The sequence below is a fragment of the Geodermatophilaceae bacterium NBWT11 genome, from assembly GCA_014218215.1.
Classification (GTDB): domain Bacteria; phylum Actinomycetota; class Actinomycetes; order Mycobacteriales; family Geodermatophilaceae; genus Klenkia.
In genome coordinates this window covers 1,455,981-1,473,983 of record CP043652.1, presented here as the reverse complement: position 1 = coordinate 1,473,983, position 18,003 = coordinate 1,455,981, and the positions used below count along the sequence as shown (strand labels likewise).

The following is an 18,003-nucleotide window of genomic DNA, read 5'->3' as shown; positions in this document are numbered from 1 at the left end:
TGACCGGACAGGGGCGGGTCAGCGGAGGTCGGGGTGGGCGGCGCGGAGGACGCTGACCAGCGCCGTGAGGTCGTCACCGCCGGCGACCAGGCGGGTGAGGTCGTCGACGTCGACGTCGTCGCGGGTGAGGTTGCCGGCCACGGCGCCGCCGGCGAGCAGCAGGAAGCGGTCGCCGACGATGTGCGCGTACTGCGTGTTGTGGGTGACCAGGACGACGGCCAGGCCCTGGTCGCGGGCGGCGCTGACCGACTGGAGCACCAGCGCGTGCTGGCTGACCGTCAGGGGCGCGGAGGACTCGTCGACCACCAGCACGCGGGCGCCGAAGTGCAGGGCGCGGGCGATGGCCAGGCTGTGCCGCTCGCCGGCCTGCAGCGCGCTGGCCGGGCGGTCGGGGTCGATGTCGGTGACCCCGACCCGGGCCATGGCCCGCACCGTGGTCTCCCGGGCGCCCTCGCGGTCCAGCCGGCGCAGCGGCCAGACCCCGCGGGTGGGCTCGCAGCCGAGGAAGAAGTTGCGCCACACGCTCATCAGCGGGGCGACGGCGAGGTCCTGCCAGACGGTGGCGATGCCGCGCGCGCGGGCCTGCTTGGGGGACCGGAAGCGGACCGCGGTGCCGTCGAGGAGCAGCTCGCCCTCGTCGTGCCGGCGCACCCCGGACAGCACCTGCACCAGCGTCGACTTCCCGGCGCCGTTCTCGCCCAGCACGCAGGTGACCTCACCGGCGCGCAGCCGGGCCGACACCCGGGCCAGCGCGGGCACGTTGCCGTACCGGACGCTGAGCCCCTTGAGCTCCAGCACCGGGGTGCCCGCGGGGGGAGCGGTGGGGTCACCGGCGACGGCGTCACCCGACGGGTCGCCGGGGAAGGTCTCCTCGAAGGGGAGCGGGGGCTGGGTGCCGGTCACGACCGTGGCACCGCCAGCAGCCGGCGCCGGACGACGCCGTTGGCCAGCAGGGCGAGCAGCAGCAGGACGCCCAGGAAGGCCTGGAACCAACGCGGGTCCCAGCCGGCCAGCACGATCCCCTCGCGGGCCACGGCGTAGAGCAGTGCCCCGATCGAGGCGCCGACCGCCGACCCGTAGCCCCCGGTGAGCAGGCACCCGCCGATGACGGCGACGACGACGTACTCGATCTCGGCGCCCAGCACCGGGTCGACCTGCACCCCGCTCAGGCGCACCAGGCCCAGGGTGCCGATCAGCCAGCCGGCGGCGGCGGTGCCCAGGAAGAGGGTGACCGTGGTCCGGGTGACCGGGACGCCGAGCTCCCGGGCCGGTCGGGGGGCGCCGCCGGACCCGAGCACCGCGTTGCCGAACCGCGTGCGCCAGAGCACCCAGCTGGCCAGCAGCGTCACGCCCAGCCACCACAGCAGCGAGACCCGGAAGCGGCCGTCGCCCAGCTGCACGGTCAGGCCGAAGACCGCCCGCACCGACTCCCAGCCGGGGGCGGCCGACAGCCCGCTGATCTGCCCGGAGCCGGCCACGGCCTCGGTGACGGCGATCGAGGTGCCCTGCAGCACCAGGAACGTGGCCAGGGTGACCAGGAAGCTGGGCAGCCCGGTGCTGACCACGAGCAGGCCGTTCACCAGCCCGGTGAGCAGCGCGGCGGCCAGCGAGACCCCCAGCGCCGGCCACAGCCCCCAGCCCGCCTGGCTGACCAGGAGCGCGGTGACCAGGCTGCTGCCGGTGGCGACGACCCCGACGGAGAGGTCGAACTGACCGGCGATGAGCAGCATGGCCACGGCGACCCCGCCGATGCCGAGCAGCGCTGCCACGTCGAGCACGGTGGCGATGCCGCCGGTGGTCAGCAGCTGCGGCGCCTGCAGGGCGAAGAAGACGACGACGGCGATCGTGGCGACCAGGGCCGCCAGGCTGGGTCGGGCCAGGGCGCGGTCGATCAGACGTCGCCCGGGGGACCGCGGCGGGGGCGCCGGCCGGGCGGTGAACGGCAGCTGGGCGGTGCTCACGCGCGCGCCTGCGGTCGGGTGGACGGCAGCGGGTCCTCCTCGGCGCAGGCGGTGTGCCCCAGTGTCCACGACGGGGGGCGTCCCGGACCCCGCACCCCCTACGGTGCGCAGATGGCCCCCTCCCGGCAGCGTCGCCGGTTGCTCCTCGCCCTGTTCGCGACGGCGGTGAGCACCCAGTCGCCGTCCCCGCTGCTGTTGCGGTACGCCGACGTGCTCGACCTGGGCGCCCTGACGCTGACCCTGTTCTTCGCCGCCTACGCCGTCGGTCTGGTGCCCTCGCTGCTGCTGGCGGGCCCGCTGTCGGACCGGGACGGGCGACGCCGGGTGGTGCTCGGCGGGGTGGTCGCCGCGCTGGTCTGCACGCTGGTGCTGATCGCCGCCGACGTCGGCGGGGTGCCGCTGCTGGTGGTCGGCCGGGTGGCCCAGGGCCTGGCCAGCGGGGCGGTGTTCACCGTCGGCACCGTGTGGCTGCGCGAGCTGTCGGCCTCCGAGGACGACGAGGGACCGGGTCGGGTGCGCCGGGCCGCGGCCGTGGCCAGTGCGGCGATGGCCACCGGGTTCGCCGCGGGCCCGCTGGTCGCCGGTCTGCTGGTGCAGTGGGGGCCGGCACCCCAGCTGGTCGCGCTGGTGCCCTCGGCGGTGCTGCTGCTGGTCGCGGTGCTCGCGTTGCGCGGGGTGCCCGAGACGGTGCTGGAACGCCGTCCCGGTCGGTTGGCCCTCGGCGTCCCCCGGGTCGCCCGCCGGGCGTTCTGGGCCTACCTGGTGCCGGTGGGGCTGACCGTCTACACGTACGCGGTGCTGTCGCTGACGGTGTTCCCGCTGCTGGTCGCCGGAGCCGGGTTCGGGGCGGTGTTCGCCCTCGTCGGGGTGTCCGCGCTGCTGGTGCAGGGCAGCGCCGCGCTGGTCACCCCGCTGGCGACCCGGCTGGGCCCGGTGGTGGCCGGTCCGCTGGCAGCGCTGCTCGCGGCGGTGGGCTGCGCGCTGGGGTACCTCGCCGTCCAGCCCGGCGGGTGGCCCTGGGTGCTGCCGGCCTGCCTGCTGATCGGACTGGGGGAGGGGCTGGGGATGACGTCGGGCGTGGCGGTCTGCGACCGGGTGGCGCCCGCGGACCGGCGCGGTGCGTTGCTGAGCGCCTTCTACCTGCCGGTGTACGCGGGCTTCGTCGTCCCCACCGTGCTGGCGCTGGCCAGCGGGGACGCGCTCCGGGGCGGGGTCCCGATCCTGGTGCTCGCCGGGGTCGGGCTGGTGCTGATGGCGGTCACCGCCGGTCCGGGGCGGGCGGCGCTGCGGGCCGCGGGCGCGACCCGCGCCACGACCGTCGTCCCGGTGGTGGCGCCCGGTCGCTAGGGCTGCAGCCGCCAGCGCACCCGGTCGTCGGCGTACCAGGTCCAGCGGACGACGTCGCGGTCCAGCGGCACCCCGTCGCGCACCACCCGGGCCGAGTCGCAGGCGATCTGCACGGCCCGCCCGGTGCTGCGCCGGAGCGGACGCAGCGGCACGGTCACCACGCCGACGCTCAGCTCGTCGGCGACGTCCCAGCGCGGCCGCACCTCGATGCGGGTGATCTGGCCGTCGGCGATCTTGGTGCTGTCGTGGTGGGCCTGCGCGCCGAACCGGCGGGCCAGCGCCCGGCGCGGCTCCCCGGCGGCCTCGACACGGCCGTGGTGCAGCAGCACCCCGCCGTGGTCGTCGCGCACGAGGGACAGCTCACGCGGCTCCCCGGTGCCCAGGCCCAGGTCACGGGCCAGGCCGGAGCAGTCGCGGTCGCCGTCCACCGGTTCCCAGGCCACGGCCACCCCGGGCAGTCGGTCGGTCTTCCACAGCCGGGCGAGGACGGCGGCCAGGGCCGGCACCCGGCCGGCGACGGCGATCGTCGTGTCCTGGCCGGACGCCGCGTCGACCACGGACGCGACGTGTCGGCGCGAGGGCCCCTGACCGGGGGCGAGACCGCGCAGGTCGAACGGGACGACGGGCACAGCGATACCCTCCCACCTGCCAGCCGGTCGTCGCCGGGGCCCGAGAACCTGAGGAGATCCACCCGATGCCGGCTGTCGTGCTGATCGGTGCCCAGTGGGGCGACGAGGGCAAGGGGAAGGCCACCGACATCCTCGGCGGCCGCGTCCCCTACGTCGTCCGCTACCAGGGCGGGAACAACGCCGGGCACACCGTGATCACCCCGGACGGCGAGAAGTACGCCCTCCACCTCATCCCCTCCGGGATCCTGACCCCGGGTTGCACGCCGGTGATCGGCAACGGCGTCGTCGTCGACCCCGAGGTGCTGATCGGCGAGCTCGCCGGCCTGGAGGAGCGCGGGGTGGACACGTCGCGGCTGGTGATCTCCAGCGACGCGCACCTGATCATGCCGCACCACCGCGCCCTGGACCGGGTCACCGAGCGCTTCCTGGGCAAGGCCAAGATCGGCACCACCGGCCGCGGGATCGGCCCGGCGTACGGCGACAAGGTCGCCCGCGTCGGCATCCGCGCGCAGGACCTCCTCGACCTCGGCATCCTGCGCGACAAGCTCGAGGCCGTGCTCCGGGAGAAGAACCAGATCCTGGTCAAGGTCTACAACCGCAAGGCCATCGACGTCGACGAGGTGGTCGAGGAGTACGCCGGGTACGCCGAGGTGCTCAAGCACCGGATCGCCGACACCCGCCTGCTGCTGGGCAACGCGATCGACGCCGGGGAGTGGGTGCTGCTGGAGGGCTCGCAGGGCACGCTCCTGGACGTCGACCACGGCACCTACCCGTTCGTCACCTCGTCGTCCCCGACCGCCGGCGGCGCCTCGGCCGGCTCGGGCATCGGGCCCACCCGCATCACGCGGGTCGTCGGGATCCTGAAGGCCTACACGACCCGCGTCGGCTCGGGCCCCTTCCCGACGGAGCTGTTCGACGGCTTCGGGGAGTACCTGCGCAAGCAGGGCGGCGAGGTCGGCGTGACCACCGGACGCGACCGGCGCTGCGGCTGGTTCGACGCCGTCATCGCCCGGTACGCCTCGCGGGTCAACGGCATCACCGACTTCTTCCTCACCAAGCTCGACGTGCTCAGCGGGCTGGAGACGGTGCCGATCTGCGTGGCCTACGACGTCGACGGCGTCCGGCACGACGAGATGCCGATGACCCAGACCGACTTCCACCACGCCACCCCGGTGTACGAGGAGATGCCGGGCTGGTCCGAGGACATCACGCACTGCCGCACCTTCGACGAGCTGCCCGCCACCGCGCAGGCCTACGTGAAGCGCCTCGAGGAGCTCTCGGGTGCCCGGATCAGCGTCATCGGCGTCGGCCCCGGCCGCGACGAGAACGTGCTGATCCACGACCTCCTGGACTGACGCCCCGCGCAGCTTCGATCAGGTCTCCTGATCCAAAGCTGGCCGCCCTCACCAACGCTGGTGAGGGCGGCCAGTCTTCGATCAGGTCACCTGATCCACGCTGAAGGGCCTCAGAGCCGGGGGCGCACCGGGGCGAGGGCGGGGGCCTCGAGCTCGGCGCGCTCGCGGACGGCGACCTCGGGGCTGTCGGTGATCACGCCGTCCACGCCCAGGGCCAGCAGCAGGCGGGCCTCGGCGTGCACGTCGCCGCGGGCGGCGGGGTCGGTGCCGCGGCGCAGGTGCAGCGGCAGGAAGGTGTTCTCCGCCCGCACGGTGTAGGGGACGACGGTGAGCCCGGCCCGGTGCGCCTGGGCGACCAGGTCGGAGACGCCCACCATCGTCTGGTCGGCGTCGCGCAGCAGGATCCGCTTGGTGCTGGGGCCGATGCCCCCGGCGTAGGTGCTGATCTCGCGCAGCCCGGCGGGGGTGACCATGCCGTCGTACACGGCCTCGCTCCCGACCAGCTGCACCAGCGTGGCGGCGGCGCCGAGCCGGCCGCGCAGCTCGCGCATCCCGGCGGCGTCGAAGCTCTGGAGGACGACGTCGCCCAGGGCACCCGCGGCGGTGACCTCGGCGGCCACCAGCTCGGCCAGCGGCAGCCCGACGGAGGCCGACCAGGTGGGGTTCTTCAGCTCGGCCTGCACCCGGGCGCCGCGGGACGTGGCCAGCGCGACCACCTCGGCCAGGGTGAGCACCGGCTCGAGCCCGGCGAACCGGGTGTTGCTCGGGCGCAGCTGCGGCCAGCGCTCGGTGGCCCGCAGGGTGCGGACCTCGGCCAGGGTCAGGTCCTCGGCGAACCAGCCGGTGTAGAGCTCCCCGGCGACCTCCTGGGTGCGCCGGCGGTCGGCGAACTCGGGGTGCGCGGCGATGTCGGTGGTCAGCGACAGCTCGTTCTCGTGCCGGACGACGAGGGCCCCGTCGCGGGTGGCCACCACGTCGGGCTCGATGAGGTCAGCGCCCAGGTCCAGGGCCAGGGAGTAGCCCGACCAGGTGTGCTCGGGGCGGTGCGCGGGGGCGCCCCGGTGCCCGACCACCACGGGTCGACGGCGGGTGACCCGCGAGGAGGGGGCGGCGGCAGGAGCGACCCTCAGGTCGGTCTCGTCCATGGCTCCCAGGAGACTCCGGGCGGGTGTCCAGTCGGCGAACGGAGCCTGGCAGTCGCCTGACCATCGCGCGGACGACCGGCTCACCTGCGGCGCAGCAGCCCGGGTGTGACCGACCTCGCGGTCGCAGGGCGCCCCGGTAGGTTCCCCGCCATGCGCGTGCTCGTGATCGGTTCCGGTGCTCGTGAGCACGCCCTCTGTGTCGCCCTCGACCACGACCCCGCGGTGACGGCGCTGGCCTGTGCGCCGGGCAACGCCGGCACGGTCGCGCTCGCCGAGGCGCACCCGGTCGCGGCCGCCGATCCCGAGGCGGTGACCGCGCTGGCCGTGGCGTGGGCCGCCGACCTCGTCGTCGTCGGCCCGGAGGTGCCGCTGGTCGCCGGGGTGGCCGACGTCGTCCGCGACGCCGGCATCGCCTGCTTCGGCCCCTCGGCGCAGGCCGCCCAGATCGAGGGCTCCAAGGCCTTCGCCAAGCACGTCATGGAGGCCGCCGGCGTGCCCACGGCACGGTCCTGGGCCGTGGGCGGGGAGGCCGAGCTGCACACCGCGCTCGACGAGGTCGCCGCGGTCAACGCCCCGGGAGCGCCGTACGTGGTCAAGGACGACGGGCTGGCCGCCGGCAAGGGCGTGCTGGTCACCACCGACCGGGCCGCCGCCCTCGCGCACGGTCACGCGGTGCTGGAGGGCGGGCACTCGGTGCTGGTCGAGGAGTTCCTCGACGGCCCCGAGGTGAGCCTGTTCGCCGTCACCGACGGGACGACGGTGCTGCCGCTGCTGCCCGCCCAGGACCACAAGCGCCGCGACGACGGCGACGGCGGACCGAACACCGGCGGCATGGGCGCCTACGCCCCGCTGCCCTGGGCCCCCGCCGGGCTGGTCGAGGAGGTGCTGGCCACCGTGCTGCAGCCGACCGTCGACGAGATGGCCCGGCGCGGCGAGCCGTTCAGCGGTCTGCTCTACGCCGGCCTGGCGCTCACCGGCCGGGGCGTGCGCGTGGTCGAGTTCAACGCCCGCTTCGGCGACCCGGAGACCCAGGTCGTCCTGCCGCTGCTGCGCACCCCGCTGGCCGGGCTGCTGCTGGCCGCGGCCACCGGCACCCTCGCCGCCCACCCGCCGCTGGAGTGGGCCGAGGGTGCCGCGGTGACCGTCGTCGTGGCCGCGCACGGGTACCCGGAGTCCCCGCGCACCGGCGACGTCGTCACCGGTGCCGACGGCGAGGGCGTGCTGCACGCCGGCACCCGGGTGGCCCTCGACAGCAGCGTGCACTCGGCCGGGGGGCGGGTGCTGGCGGTGACCGCCGTCGGCACCGACCTGGCCGACGCCCGGCAGACCGCCTACGAGCGGGTGGCCGCCGTCCGGCTGGACGGCGCGCACTGGCGCACCGACATCGGCCTGGCCGCCCTGGAGGGCGCCATCGTCGTCGCGTAGCGACCGGCCCCGCTGCAGGGTCCCGGGTCGCGCGGAGCGTGGCCCGGGGGGCAGCGGGGTCCTTCACTCCGTCGCGACGGGCACCTTGTCCCGGCGCGGCTGTGGCTCCGGCGGCCGCGGTCCCTCGTGCCGGCGGGTCAGGTAGGTGCCGGCCACGTTCACGCAGGCGATGGTCGGGACGGCGATCAGCGCGCCGAAGATGCCGGCGATGAGCAGGCCGGCGGCGATCGCGAGCACCACGGCCAGCGGGTGCACCCGGACGGCCCGGCCCAGCAGCAGGGGCTGCAGCACGTGGCCCTCCAGCTGCATGATCAGCACGGTCGCGCCGAGCACGAGCAGTGCGGTGATCGGCCCGTTGGACACCAGGGCGACCAGGACGGCCATCGACCCGGCCAGGAACGACCCGATGATCGGGATGAACGCCCCGAGGAACACCAGCGCGGCCAGCGGCACCACCAGCGGCACCTGGAGCACGGCCAGCGCGATGCCGATGCCGACCGCGTCGACCAGGGCCACCACGGCGGTGGCACGGACGTAGGAGATCAGCGTGCGCCAGGAGCGTCGGGCGGCCTCGTCGACGTAGGCGCGGCTGTCGGCGGGCAGCAGCCCCACCATCCACAGCCAGATGCTGCGCCCGTCCTTGAGGAAGAAGAAGAGCGTGAACAACGCCAGCACCAGGCCGGTGAGCACCTCCCCGACGGTGACCGCCGTGGTCAGCGCGCCCTGGGTGAGGGTCGACTGGTTGTCGGCCAGGGCGGACTGGGCGCTGGTGATCGCGTTGTCGATCTGGCGCTCGGTGACCGGCAGGGTGGTGACGACGAAGTCCCGGATCTGGCCGATGCCCTCGTCGAGCTGGGCGACCAGGTCGGAGAAGCCGGCGGCGAACCGCTCGACGACCAGCGTGATGATCCCGGCGACGACCCCGACGCCGACGATCAGCATCGCCAGGGCGGCCAGCGAGGAGGGCCAGCCGTGCCGGCGCAGGAACGACGCCCCGGGCTGCAGCAGCGCGGCGAGCAGCAGCGCGACGATCACCGGGACCACGACCACGGCCATGTACGCCGCGGCGTACAGGACCGCGTAGATCCCGGCGATCACCAGGATGATCCGCCAGGCCCAGGCCGCGGCTGTCTTCAGCGCGTTGGGCACGTTGGCGTCGGCGTGCTGGGGCTCGCGCGAGGCGAGCAGGCTGCGCCGACGCTGGGCGGTGCGCCGCTGGGCCACCCGCTGGTCCGCGCGACCCTGCGCCGGGGGACCGCTCACCCCACCGGGGGAGTCCAGGTCGGGGGCGTCGGGGTGCGGGCTGCCGAGCGGGTGCTCCCGGGCGTCGTCCTCGATCAGGTCGTCGTCGCCGACGTCGTCCCGGAGGTCGTCCTCGACGGGGTCCTCGACGTGGTCGACGGTCACCCGGCTGCCGTCCTCCATGACCAGGACGGTGCCGTCGGGCCAGGCGTGCGGGTCGTGCTCGGCGGCGGCCCGGATGCGCTCGCGCGCCCGGTCCAGCAGGTGGTTCGCTCGCTGCAGCATGGGGGACCTCGGGTGTGCCGGGCCGGGTGGACCGGAGTCCGACGGGGCTGGTGGGTGTCGCGGTGGGTGGTGCACGTGCAGCGGCTGGGGCAGGGCCGTTCACGATCACGCCGGCCGTGCGCGAGGATGTCCCCGTGCTGCGACGAGCTGACCGATCCGCCCTGGTACCCGCATGATCGAGCGTTACACCCTCCCCGAGATGGGAGTGGTCTGGAGCGAGCAGCACAAGTACGAGCTGTGGTGCCGCGTGGAGACCCTGGTGCTCGAGGCGCACGCCGCCGCCGGTCGGGTGCCGGCCGAGGTCGTGGAGCCGGTGCGCAACGCCCCGGCGCCCACCCCCGAGGCGGTCGCCGAGATCGAGGCGACCACCCAGCACGACGTCATCGCCTTCCTCAGCGCGTGGGCCGACAACACCGAGCCCCGCTCGGCCGCGGCCTACGTGCACCACGGCATGACCAGCTCGGACCTGCTGGACACCGCCCTGGCCGTGCAGCTCACCGACGCCACCGACGTGCTGCTGGCCAAGGCCGACCGGCTGGTCGCCGCGCTGCGCGACCACGGGCTGGCCCACCGGAACACCCTCAAGGTCGGCCGCACGCACGGCGTGCACGCCGAGCCCGACGTGTGGGGCCACCGGGTCGCCGACCTGGCCTTCGCCGCCGCCCGCTCCCGCGACCGGCTGCGCACCGCGCGCACGGCGGTCGGCGTCGTCGCCATCTCCGGTGCGGTGGGCACCTACTCCCTCATCGACCCCTCGGTCGAGGTCACCGTCGCGCAGGCGCTGGACCTGCGCGCCGCCGACGCCTCCACCCAGGTGGTGCTGCGGGACGGGATCAGCGAGTGGGTCTCCGCCCTGGCGATCATCGCCACCGTCTGCGAGGCGATCGCGCTGGAGGTCCGGCACGGCCAGCGCACCGAGGTGCGCGAGCTGTCCGAGGCCTTCGGGTCGGGCCAGAAGGGCTCGAGCGCGATGCCGCACAAGAAGAACCCGATCCGCTCCGAGCGGATCGCCGGCCTCGCCCGCGTCGTCCGGGCCGCGATCGTGCCGGTCATGGAGGGCATCCCGCTCTGGCACGAGCGCGACATCTCGCACTCCTCGACCGAGCGCGTCTTCCTCCCCGACGCCGCCATCACCACCGACTACCTGCTCGACCTGACCTCGGGTCTGGTCGAGAACCTGGTCGTGGACGCCGAGCGGATGCGGGCCAACCTGGACTCCACCGGCGGGCTGATCTACACCTCCTCGGTGCTGCTGGAGCTGGTCGAGGCGGGGATGGGCCGCGAGCAGTCCTACGCCCTGGTGCAGACCGCTGCCATGGAGACGTGGAAGACCGGCACCCCGTTCCGGGAAACGCTGCGCGCCAAGGCAGAGACCGACGGCGTGGCCCTCGACGAGGCGCGGCTGGACGAGATCTGCCGACCCGAGCGGTACGTGCAGAACCTCGACCCGCTGTTCGAGCGCCTGGCCGCCCTGTCGTGAACCTCCCGCTCCTCGCCCGGGGCAAGGTCCGGGAGGTGTACGACGCAGGGGACGACCGCCTCCTGCTGGTCGCCTCGGACCGCATCTCGGCCTACGACCACGTGCTGCCCACCCCGATCCCGGACAAGGGCCGGGTGCTCACGCAGCTGTCGGTGTGGTGGTTCGACCAGCTCGCCGACGTGCTCGCCGCGCACGGTGCCCAGCACCACCTGCTCAGTGCGGACGACGTCCCCACCGAGGTCGCCGGGCGGGCGATGCTGGTCCGCCGGCTGGAGATGATCCCGGTCGAGTGCGTGGCCCGGGGGTACCTCTCGGGCTCGGGCACGGTGGAGTACCGGCGCGCAGGCGCGATCCAGGACGTCGTCCTGCCCGCCGGGCTGGTCGAGGGCTCCCGGCTGCCCGAGCCGGTCTACACGCCCTCGACCAAGGCCGAGGTGGGCGAGCACGACGAGGCGATCACCTACGCCCGCACCGTCGAGCTCGTCGGCGCCGAGCAGGCTGCGGCGCTGCGGGACCTGACGCTGGCCCTCTACCGGCGGGGCGCGGAGATCGCCGCGGCCGCCGGCATCGTGCTGGCCGACACCAAGTTCGAGTTCGGCGTCGCGGGCGGCACGCTGGTGCTGGCCGACGAGGTGCTGACCCCGGACTCCTCGCGCTTCTGGCCGGCCGTCACCTGGTCCCCGGGCGCCACGCAGCCCTCCTACGACAAGCAGTACGTGCGCGACTGGCTGACGTCGTCGGGTTGGGACCGGCAGTCGGCGCCGCCGGAGCTGCCCGAGGACGTCGTCGCGGCCACCCGCGAGCGGTACGTGAGCGCCTACGAGCAGCTGACCGGGACGCCGTTCAGCTGACCCGCTCGCCCAGCAGCCGTTCCACCGTCGTCCGCAGCGCCTCGACGGTGGGCTGGTCCAGGCCCAGGTAGGCCACCCGCAGCTCGCGGAGGCCCCCGGGCCGGGCGGCGAGGTCGACGACGTCGGCGTCCAGCTCGAGCCGGACGTCGTCGACCACCAGCACCAGCTGGGCCGGGGCGCCGGCCGACGGCAGCCGGCGGCGCAGGGTCGGTTCGGGGAACGCGATCCGCGCGCCGGAGACCGACAGGTCCACGGTGGTGCCGACGACGAGCCCGTCGGGCCCCTGGACGGCCATCGGGACGGCGATGTCGGCCCGCGGGGCGAGTCGGCGGTTGCCGGTCTCGGCGGGGGCGAGCGGTCGCAGCGACCACCGCGGGTCACCACCGCCCAGGACGTCGGTCACCCGGTAGCGGCGGGCGCGCACGCCACCGTCGGCGGACCAGCTGAGCAGCAGCTCGGTGCCCAGGGCGAGTCGGACGCGGCGGCCGTCCCGGGTGCGGGCCACGGCAGCGGTCAGCTCGACCTCGGTGGACAGGCGCACCTCGGTGGCGTGCAGGACGTCGTCGGCGAGCACCGTCACGCGGGCGCCCGAGTCCGGCCGGTCACGGCCGACCGTGCTGGCCAGGGTCACGTCGGCCTCCCTCCAGGATCGGGAGGACGCTAGCCGGACCGGAGACCGGACGGTCCCGCTTCCGGCCTCGCGGAACCGAGTCGCCCGGAAGTCAGACGCGGGTGGCACGGTGGGCGAGCTCGAGGGCGGTGGTGGAGCGCAGCCGCACGCGCACGTCGTCGGGCAGGTCCTCGAAGGCGACCCGGAGCGTCCTGCGGCCGTCGGGCAGGCGCTGGCGGTGCACGACGCGGCAGCGCAGCTCGGTGCGGACGCCCTCCAGGACGATGGCCATCGTGGCGCGGTCACCCGGGTCGGGGAGGGGGTGCACGACGTCGCCGAAGCCCGCCGTCGGCTCGGCGACGAACACCACCCGCAACCCGCCCTCGCTGAGGTCGGCGGTCTCGCCGAGCAGCATCCCCGAGGGCATCGCCAGCCCGACCGGGACGTGCACCGGCGCGCGCGGGTGCACCCGCCGGTCGCCATCGACCGCGGGCCCGGTGGGCCGCAACCGCCAGGTGGGGACGACGCCACCACGGACGTCGACCAGCTCGTACGGCCGGCAGCGGACCGGGGTGTCCGCCGGGCTCCACCACACCGACACCTGGGCGCCCAGGCCCAGTCGCACCCGCCGGCCCTCGCGGTCGCTGCCCACCTCGAGGACCAGCTCCTGCTCCAGGCTGCTGTCGACCGTGCTGTGCGCCTGGGTGCCACCGTCCTCGCCGACGACCTCGACGCTGCTGCCGGTGGCCGGACGGGTCGCGCCGGGCGCGCTGGGGTCGCTCACGGCTGCTCCTGTCGTCGGCCGCCGTGCGCCGAACGGCACGGGTCTGCTGCCGGTATCGGCCGGAGGCCGGACGGAATCGCCTCGAACGGCACCTGCGGTCACGCGGAGCCCGTGCTGGGTGGCCCGGTCCAGTTGTTGACGACCGCGCGCACCTCGTACGTGTACTGGGCGAGGAGGTTGAGGGCGAAGACGTCGGTGCAGCTGGTCGTGGTCACCGTGGTCGTGCACCCGCGGGTCGTCGGCAGCGTGACCCCGCTCCCGCCCAGGACGACCCGGTAGCCGGGCACCGGTGTGCCGTCCACCAGGACGGCGTTCCAGGACACCGTCACCGTCGAACTCAGGACCCCGTTGTTCCGGGCGACGGTCAGGCCGGTCGGGGCGGTGAGGGTGACGGAGGCGCTGGCTGCCGGTCCCGGAGTGGTGGCAGCCGACCACGCCGCTCGGGCAGGTGGGGTGGTCGCCAGCCCTCCGAGGACCACGACGGCGACGGCGAGGGAGGTCAGGCCTCGCCGGACGACGCGGGTGACCTCCACGGGCTCAGGCGGGCACGGAGGTGCCGGTCAGCGTCACCGCGACGGTGAAGGTCACCCCCTGGCACCCATTGGGCGCCGACTGCAGCATGGACAGGGCGGCGGGCACGGTCTGCAACGTCGACGTCGCGTTCGGCGCCACCGTGATCGACACCGTGGGCGTCGGCGTGGCCGGCACGACGTTGACCGCGGGACACGCGCCCTCGTTCCCGGACGTGACGGCGCCCAGGGCGATGGCGTTGTAGGTGACCGAGTACGGGTTCGGGTTGTTGACGGTGAACACGATCGAGCCCGGTCCGGTCGTGGGGTACCCGGCCGTGGGTCGCGGGTAGAGCGAGGCGGTCGGGGTGCCCGGGGTGACTGCCGCGACGGTGGCGGTGACCGCCTGTGCAGCAGCGGTGCCGGTGCCGGTCGCGGTCCACGCGGCCCACGCCACGCCGCCGCCCAGGAGCACCGCCGCGGCCGCCACCACGACGAGCAGCCGTCGGCGGGCGGTGTGCCGGAACCGTCGCAGGGTCGTCGTGGTCATCAGGGGACCGAGGTCCCGGTGGCGGTGACGGCGACGGTGAAGGTCACGTTCTTGCACTCGTCCGCGGCATCGGCGTCCATGGCGATCGCGTTCGGCAGCGCGAGCACGGTGCCCGCGGAGTCCGCCGGCGCCACCACGGTCAGGCCCGTGAGGGTGACGGTGGGGAAGGAGACGTTCGAGGCGTCGCAGCCGGGGTTGCTGGTGGTGATGGCCCCGAGGGTGACCGACTGCACCTGGACCGGGTAGTCGTTGGGGTTCGTGATGGTGCCCGTGAGGATGCCCGTGCCGCCCGGGTACAGCAGGTCGGTGGCGGGGGTGGTCGCGATGACGAGGAACTGCTGGGCGTCTCCCGCGCGGCCACCCAGGAAGCCGGTCCCGTTGGTCAACCACGCCGCGAAGGCGATGCCCCCACCGAGCATGCCGACGAGGAGCAGGGCCAGCAGGCCGGAGCGCTTGCGCTTGTTCACGGACGGTCCACTTCACGAGGAGGTACCGGAACGTGTCCGTCCGGCTCCACTGAGTGAACTATCGGCAGTCTCTGTTCCGGAACTACCTGATCGGGGGACCTGACTCGTCGGGGTGAGGACAGCGAGCGTCCGAGGGGCACTCCGGGCCCCGGTACCCTCGGCGCCGTGCCTCGCGTGGTGGTCGACGTCGTCCTGAAGCCAGAGATCTCCGACCCCCAGGGGCAGGCCGTCCTCGGCGCCCTGGGCCGATTGGGCCACAGCGGGGTGACCGGCGTCCGGCAGGGCAAGCACTTCGTCCTCGACGTCGAGGGCACCCCCGACGAGGCCGAGCTCCGTCAGATCGCCGAGACCCTGCTCGCCAACCCCGTCATCGAGGACGTCGAGCTCCACCTCGAGACCCAGCCGGGGTCCTGAGCATGCGGATCGGTGTCATCACCTTCCCGGGCTCGCTGGACGACGTCGACGCCGCCCGCGCAGTCCGCCTGGCCGGCGGCGAGGCCGTCGCTCTCTGGCACGCCGACGACGACCTGGCCGGGGTCGACGCCGTCGTCCTGCCCGGGGGCTTCTCCTACGGGGACTACCTGCGCGCCGGCGCCATCGCCGCCCGGGCCCCGATGATGCGGACCGTCGTCGACCGTGCCCGCCAGGGTCTGCCCGTGCTCGGCATCTGCAACGGCTTCCAGGTGCTGTGCGAGGCCGGCCTGCTGCCCGGCGCGCTCACCCGCAACAGCCACCTGCACTTCCGCAACCGCGACCAGGGCCTGCTCGTCGAGCGCGCGGACACCGCGTGGACCTCGTCCTACGAGCAGGGCCAGACCATCGTCGTCCCGGTCAAGAACGGTGAGGGCCGCTACGTCGGCGCCGACGCCGACCTCGACCGGCTCGAGGGCGAGGGTCGAGTCGTCGTCCGGTACACCGGCGGCAACCCCAACGGGAGTTCCCGCGACATCGCCGGCGTGACCAGCGCCGACGGTCGCGTCGTCGGCCTCATGCCCCACCCCGAGCACGCCGTCGAGGACCTCACCGGACCCTCGACCGACGGCCTGGGCTTCTTCACCTCGGTCCTCCAGGGAGCACTCGCCGCATGACCGTCGACACCGTCACCCGCGCCGGGGAGACCCCCGACGAGGAGCAGCCCTGGCGCGAGCTGGGCCTGCGCGAGGAGGAGTACGCCCGGATCCGGGAGATCCTCGGGCGCCGCCCGACCACCGCCGAGCTGGCGATGTACTCGGTCATGTGGAGCGAGCACTGCTCCTACAAGTCCTCCAAGGTCCACCTGCGCACCTTCGGGGACCTGCCGCGGTCCGAGGCGCTGCTGGTCGGCATGGGGGAGAACGCCGGCGTCGTCGACGTCGGCGACGGGTACGCGGTGACCTTCAAGGTCGAGTCGCACAACCACCCCAGCTACGTCGAGCCCTACCAGGGCGCGGCCACCGGGGTCGGCGGCATCGTCCGCGACATCCTCACCATGGGTGCCCGCCCGGTCGCTGTCATGGACTCCCTGCGCTTCGGCCGCGCCGACGCCCCCGACACCGCACGGGTGCTGCCCGGCGTCGTCGCCGGCGTGGGCGGCTACGGCAACTGCCTGGGCCTGCCCAACATCGGCGGCGAGCTGCTCTTCGACGACTGCTACGCCGGCAACCCGCTGGTCAACGCGCTGTGCGTCGGCGTCATGCGGCACGAGGACGTCCGGCTGGCCAAGGCCGAGGGCGTGGGCAACAAGGTCGTGCTCTTCGGTGCCCGCACCGGCGGCGACGGCATCGGCGGGGTCTCGGTGCTGGCCAGCGAGACCTTCGACGCCGACGGCCCGGCCAAGCGCCCGGCCGTCCAGGTGGGCGACCCGTTCACCGAGAAGCTGCTCATCGAGGCGTGCCTGGAGATCTTCGCCGCCGACCTCGTCACCGGGATCCAGGACCTCGGCGGCGCCGGGTTGTCCTGCGCCACCAGCGAGCTCGCCGCGGCCGGCTCCGGGGGCATGCACGTCGACCTGGAGACCGTCCCGCTGCGCGACTCCACGCTGACCGCCGCCGAGATCCTGATGAGCGAGTCCCAGGAGCGCATGTGCGCGATCGTGGAGCCCGCCAAGGTCGAGCAGTTCCTCGCCGTCTGCGTCAAGTGGGACGTGCTGGCCACCGTCATCGGTGAGGTCACCGACGGCGACCGGCTCACCGTCGGCTGGCACGGCGAGCAGATCGTCGACGTCCCCCCGCGCACCGTGGCCCTCGACGGCCCGGTCTACGACCGCCCGATGGCCCGCCCGGCCGACCTGGACGCGCTGCAGGCCGACCTGCCGCCGGCGACGTCGACCGACCTGCGCGCCGACTGGCTCGCGGTCGTGTCCAGCCCGGACGGCGCGGACAAGTCCTGGGTCACCGAGCAGTACGACCGCTACGTGCAGGGCAACACCGTGCTCGCCCAGCCCGAGGACGCCGGCGTCGTCCGGATCGACGAGACCACCCACCGGGGCATCGCCCTCGCGCTGGACGGCAACGCCCGGTTCGCCCGCCTGGACCCCTACACCGGCGCCCAGCTCAACCTGGCCGAGGCCTACCGCAACGTCGCCGTCTCCGGCGCCGTCCCGCTGGCCGTCACCAACTGCCTGAACTTCGGCTCGCCCGAGGAGCCCGAGGTCATGTGGCAGTTCGCCGAGGCCGTCCGAGGCCTGGCCGACGGCTGCCGCGCCCTGGGTCTGCCGGTGACCGGCGGCAACGTGAGCCTCTACAACCAGACCGGCGACGTGCCGATCAACCCGACGCCGGTGATCGGCGTGCTGGGCGTGCACGACGACGTCCGCACCCGGGTGTCCGGTGGCTGGAGGGCCGCGGAGGAGACCCTGGTGCTGCTCGGCACCTCGGCCGCGGAGTTCGGCGGCTCGGCCTGGGCCTCGGTCGTGCACGGCCACCTCGGGGGGCTCCCCCCGCGGCTGGACCTGGACGCCGAGCGTGCGCTGGGCGAGCTGCTCGCCGACCTCGCCGCCGACGACCTGGTCAGCTCCGCGCACGACCTCTCCGACGGCGGCCTGGCGCAGGCGCTGACCGAGTCGGCGCTGCGGTACGGCGTCGGCGCCACGGTGTCGGTCCAGGGCGACCCGACGGCCGCGCTGTTCGGGGAGTCGGTGGCCCGCGCCGTCGTCAGCACCTCGGACCCGGCGACCGTCCTGGCCGCCGCCCGCGGCCGCGGCGTCCCGGCGGTCGAGCTGGGCACCACGGGTGGCGAGGCGCTCGTCGTCGACGGTCTGCTGGAGCTGCCGCTCGCCGAGCTGCGCACCGCCTGGTCGACCACGCTTCCCGCGCTGTTCGACACCCCCGAGGCGACCGTCGGCGCCGTCCCCACCGGGGCGGTCCCGACCAGCTGATGGCCGGC

The 18,003-nt window shown here is 74.5% G+C and carries 17 protein-coding genes; 8 read left to right on the top strand and 9 right to left on the bottom strand.

Annotated features, from left to right (window positions below; translation table 11 throughout):
- Window positions 1-18 precede the first annotated feature (18 nt).
- Both F1C76_07050 and F1C76_07045 read right to left on the bottom strand, forming a co-directional pair.
- The gene (locus tag F1C76_07050; GenBank protein QNG36379.1) at window positions 19-903 is read right to left on the bottom strand and encodes a sugar ABC transporter ATP-binding protein; all 885 of its coding nucleotides are present in this window, start codon (window positions 901-903) and stop codon (window positions 19-21) included.
- The gene (locus F1C76_07045; protein ID QNG39068.1) at window positions 900-1,946 is read right to left on the bottom strand and encodes an ABC transporter permease; all 1,047 of its coding nucleotides are present in this window, start codon (window positions 1,944-1,946) and stop codon (window positions 900-902) included. Before F1C76_07045 ends, F1C76_07050 begins: the two co-directional genes overlap by 4 nt.
- A 126-nt stretch (window positions 1,947-2,072) precedes the next feature.
- Here F1C76_07045 and F1C76_07040 point away from each other — a divergent pair, with 126 nt between their 5' ends.
- Complete coding sequence (locus tag F1C76_07040; GenBank protein QNG36378.1) at window positions 2,073-3,308, top strand: MFS transporter; 1,236 nt, start codon at window positions 2,073-2,075, stop codon at window positions 3,306-3,308.
- Here F1C76_07040 and F1C76_07035 read toward each other — a convergent pair.
- On the bottom strand, window positions 3,305-3,937 hold the full coding sequence (locus F1C76_07035; GenBank protein QNG36377.1) for a hypothetical protein: 633 nt from the start codon (window positions 3,935-3,937) through the stop codon (window positions 3,305-3,307). The genes F1C76_07040 and F1C76_07035 overlap by 4 nt on opposite strands.
- Before the next feature lie 65 nt (window positions 3,938-4,002).
- On the opposite strand from F1C76_07035, the gene F1C76_07030 reads away from it, so the two are divergent.
- Window positions 4,003-5,292: an adenylosuccinate synthase gene (locus F1C76_07030; protein ID QNG36376.1), complete on the top strand. Its 1,290-nt coding sequence runs from the start codon at window positions 4,003-4,005 to the stop codon at window positions 5,290-5,292.
- A 110-nt stretch (window positions 5,293-5,402) separates the two neighbouring features.
- Here the strand turns inward: F1C76_07030 and F1C76_07025 are convergent, their stop codons facing one another.
- Entirely contained in the window at window positions 5,403-6,437 is a 1,035-nt protein-coding gene (locus tag F1C76_07025; GenBank protein ID QNG36375.1) for a glycerophosphodiester phosphodiesterase, read from the bottom strand.
- A gap of 150 nt (window positions 6,438-6,587) precedes the next feature.
- On the opposite strand from F1C76_07025, the gene purD reads away from it, so the two are divergent.
- Complete coding sequence (purD, locus tag F1C76_07020) at window positions 6,588-7,862, top strand: phosphoribosylamine--glycine ligase (protein QNG36374.1); 1,275 nt, start codon at window positions 6,588-6,590, stop codon at window positions 7,860-7,862.
- Window positions 7,863-7,925: 63 nt separating this feature from the next.
- Here purD and F1C76_07015 read toward each other — a convergent pair whose 3' ends face one another.
- On the bottom strand, window positions 7,926-9,389 hold the full coding sequence (locus F1C76_07015; GenBank protein QNG36373.1) for an AI-2E family transporter: 1,464 nt from the start codon (window positions 9,387-9,389) through the stop codon (window positions 7,926-7,928).
- Between the two features lie 172 nt (window positions 9,390-9,561).
- On the opposite strand from F1C76_07015, the gene F1C76_07010 reads away from it, so the two are divergent.
- On the top strand, window positions 9,562-10,869 hold the full coding sequence (locus F1C76_07010; protein ID QNG36372.1) for an adenylosuccinate lyase: 1,308 nt from the start codon (window positions 9,562-9,564) through the stop codon (window positions 10,867-10,869).
- Window positions 10,866-11,720: a phosphoribosylaminoimidazolesuccinocarboxamide synthase gene (locus tag F1C76_07005; GenBank protein ID QNG36371.1), complete on the top strand. Its 855-nt coding sequence runs from the start codon at window positions 10,866-10,868 to the stop codon at window positions 11,718-11,720. The genes F1C76_07010 and F1C76_07005 overlap by 4 nt, the downstream gene beginning before the upstream one ends.
- Here F1C76_07005 and F1C76_07000 read toward each other — a convergent pair.
- The 4 genes from F1C76_07000 to F1C76_06985 form a co-directional block, all read right to left on the bottom strand.
- Window positions 11,713-12,351, bottom strand: a complete 639-nt coding sequence (locus F1C76_07000; GenBank protein QNG36370.1) for a PilZ domain-containing protein — start codon at window positions 12,349-12,351, stop codon at window positions 11,713-11,715. The genes F1C76_07005 and F1C76_07000 overlap by 8 nt on opposite strands.
- Before the next feature lie 91 nt (window positions 12,352-12,442).
- Entirely contained in the window at window positions 12,443-13,549 is a 1,107-nt protein-coding gene (locus tag F1C76_06995; GenBank protein QNG36369.1) for a PilZ domain-containing protein, read from the bottom strand.
- A gap of 102 nt (window positions 13,550-13,651) precedes the next feature.
- The gene (locus F1C76_06990) at window positions 13,652-14,173 is read right to left on the bottom strand and encodes a hypothetical protein (protein ID QNG36368.1); all 522 of its coding nucleotides are present in this window, start codon (window positions 14,171-14,173) and stop codon (window positions 13,652-13,654) included.
- Window positions 14,173-14,640: a hypothetical protein gene (locus F1C76_06985; protein QNG36367.1), complete on the bottom strand. Its 468-nt coding sequence runs from the start codon at window positions 14,638-14,640 to the stop codon at window positions 14,173-14,175. Before F1C76_06985 ends, F1C76_06990 begins: the two co-directional genes overlap by 1 nt.
- Before the next feature lie 165 nt (window positions 14,641-14,805).
- Here F1C76_06985 and purS point away from each other — a divergent pair, with 165 nt between their 5' ends.
- Genes purS through purL form a run of 3 tightly spaced genes read left to right on the top strand, consistent with a single transcriptional unit; the run spans window position 14,806 to window position 17,995 of the window.
- Entirely contained in the window at window positions 14,806-15,054 is a 249-nt protein-coding gene (gene purS, locus F1C76_06980) for a phosphoribosylformylglycinamidine synthase subunit PurS (protein QNG36366.1), read from the top strand.
- Complete coding sequence (gene purQ / locus F1C76_06975) at window positions 15,051-15,728, top strand: phosphoribosylformylglycinamidine synthase subunit PurQ (GenBank protein ID QNG36365.1); 678 nt, start codon at window positions 15,051-15,053, stop codon at window positions 15,726-15,728. Before purS ends, purQ begins: the two co-directional genes overlap by 4 nt.
- Complete coding sequence (gene purL, locus F1C76_06970; protein QNG36364.1) at window positions 15,725-17,995, top strand: phosphoribosylformylglycinamidine synthase subunit PurL; 2,271 nt, start codon at window positions 15,725-15,727, stop codon at window positions 17,993-17,995. Before purQ ends, purL begins: the two co-directional genes overlap by 4 nt.
- The last annotated feature ends 8 nt before the right edge of the window (window positions 17,996-18,003 follow it).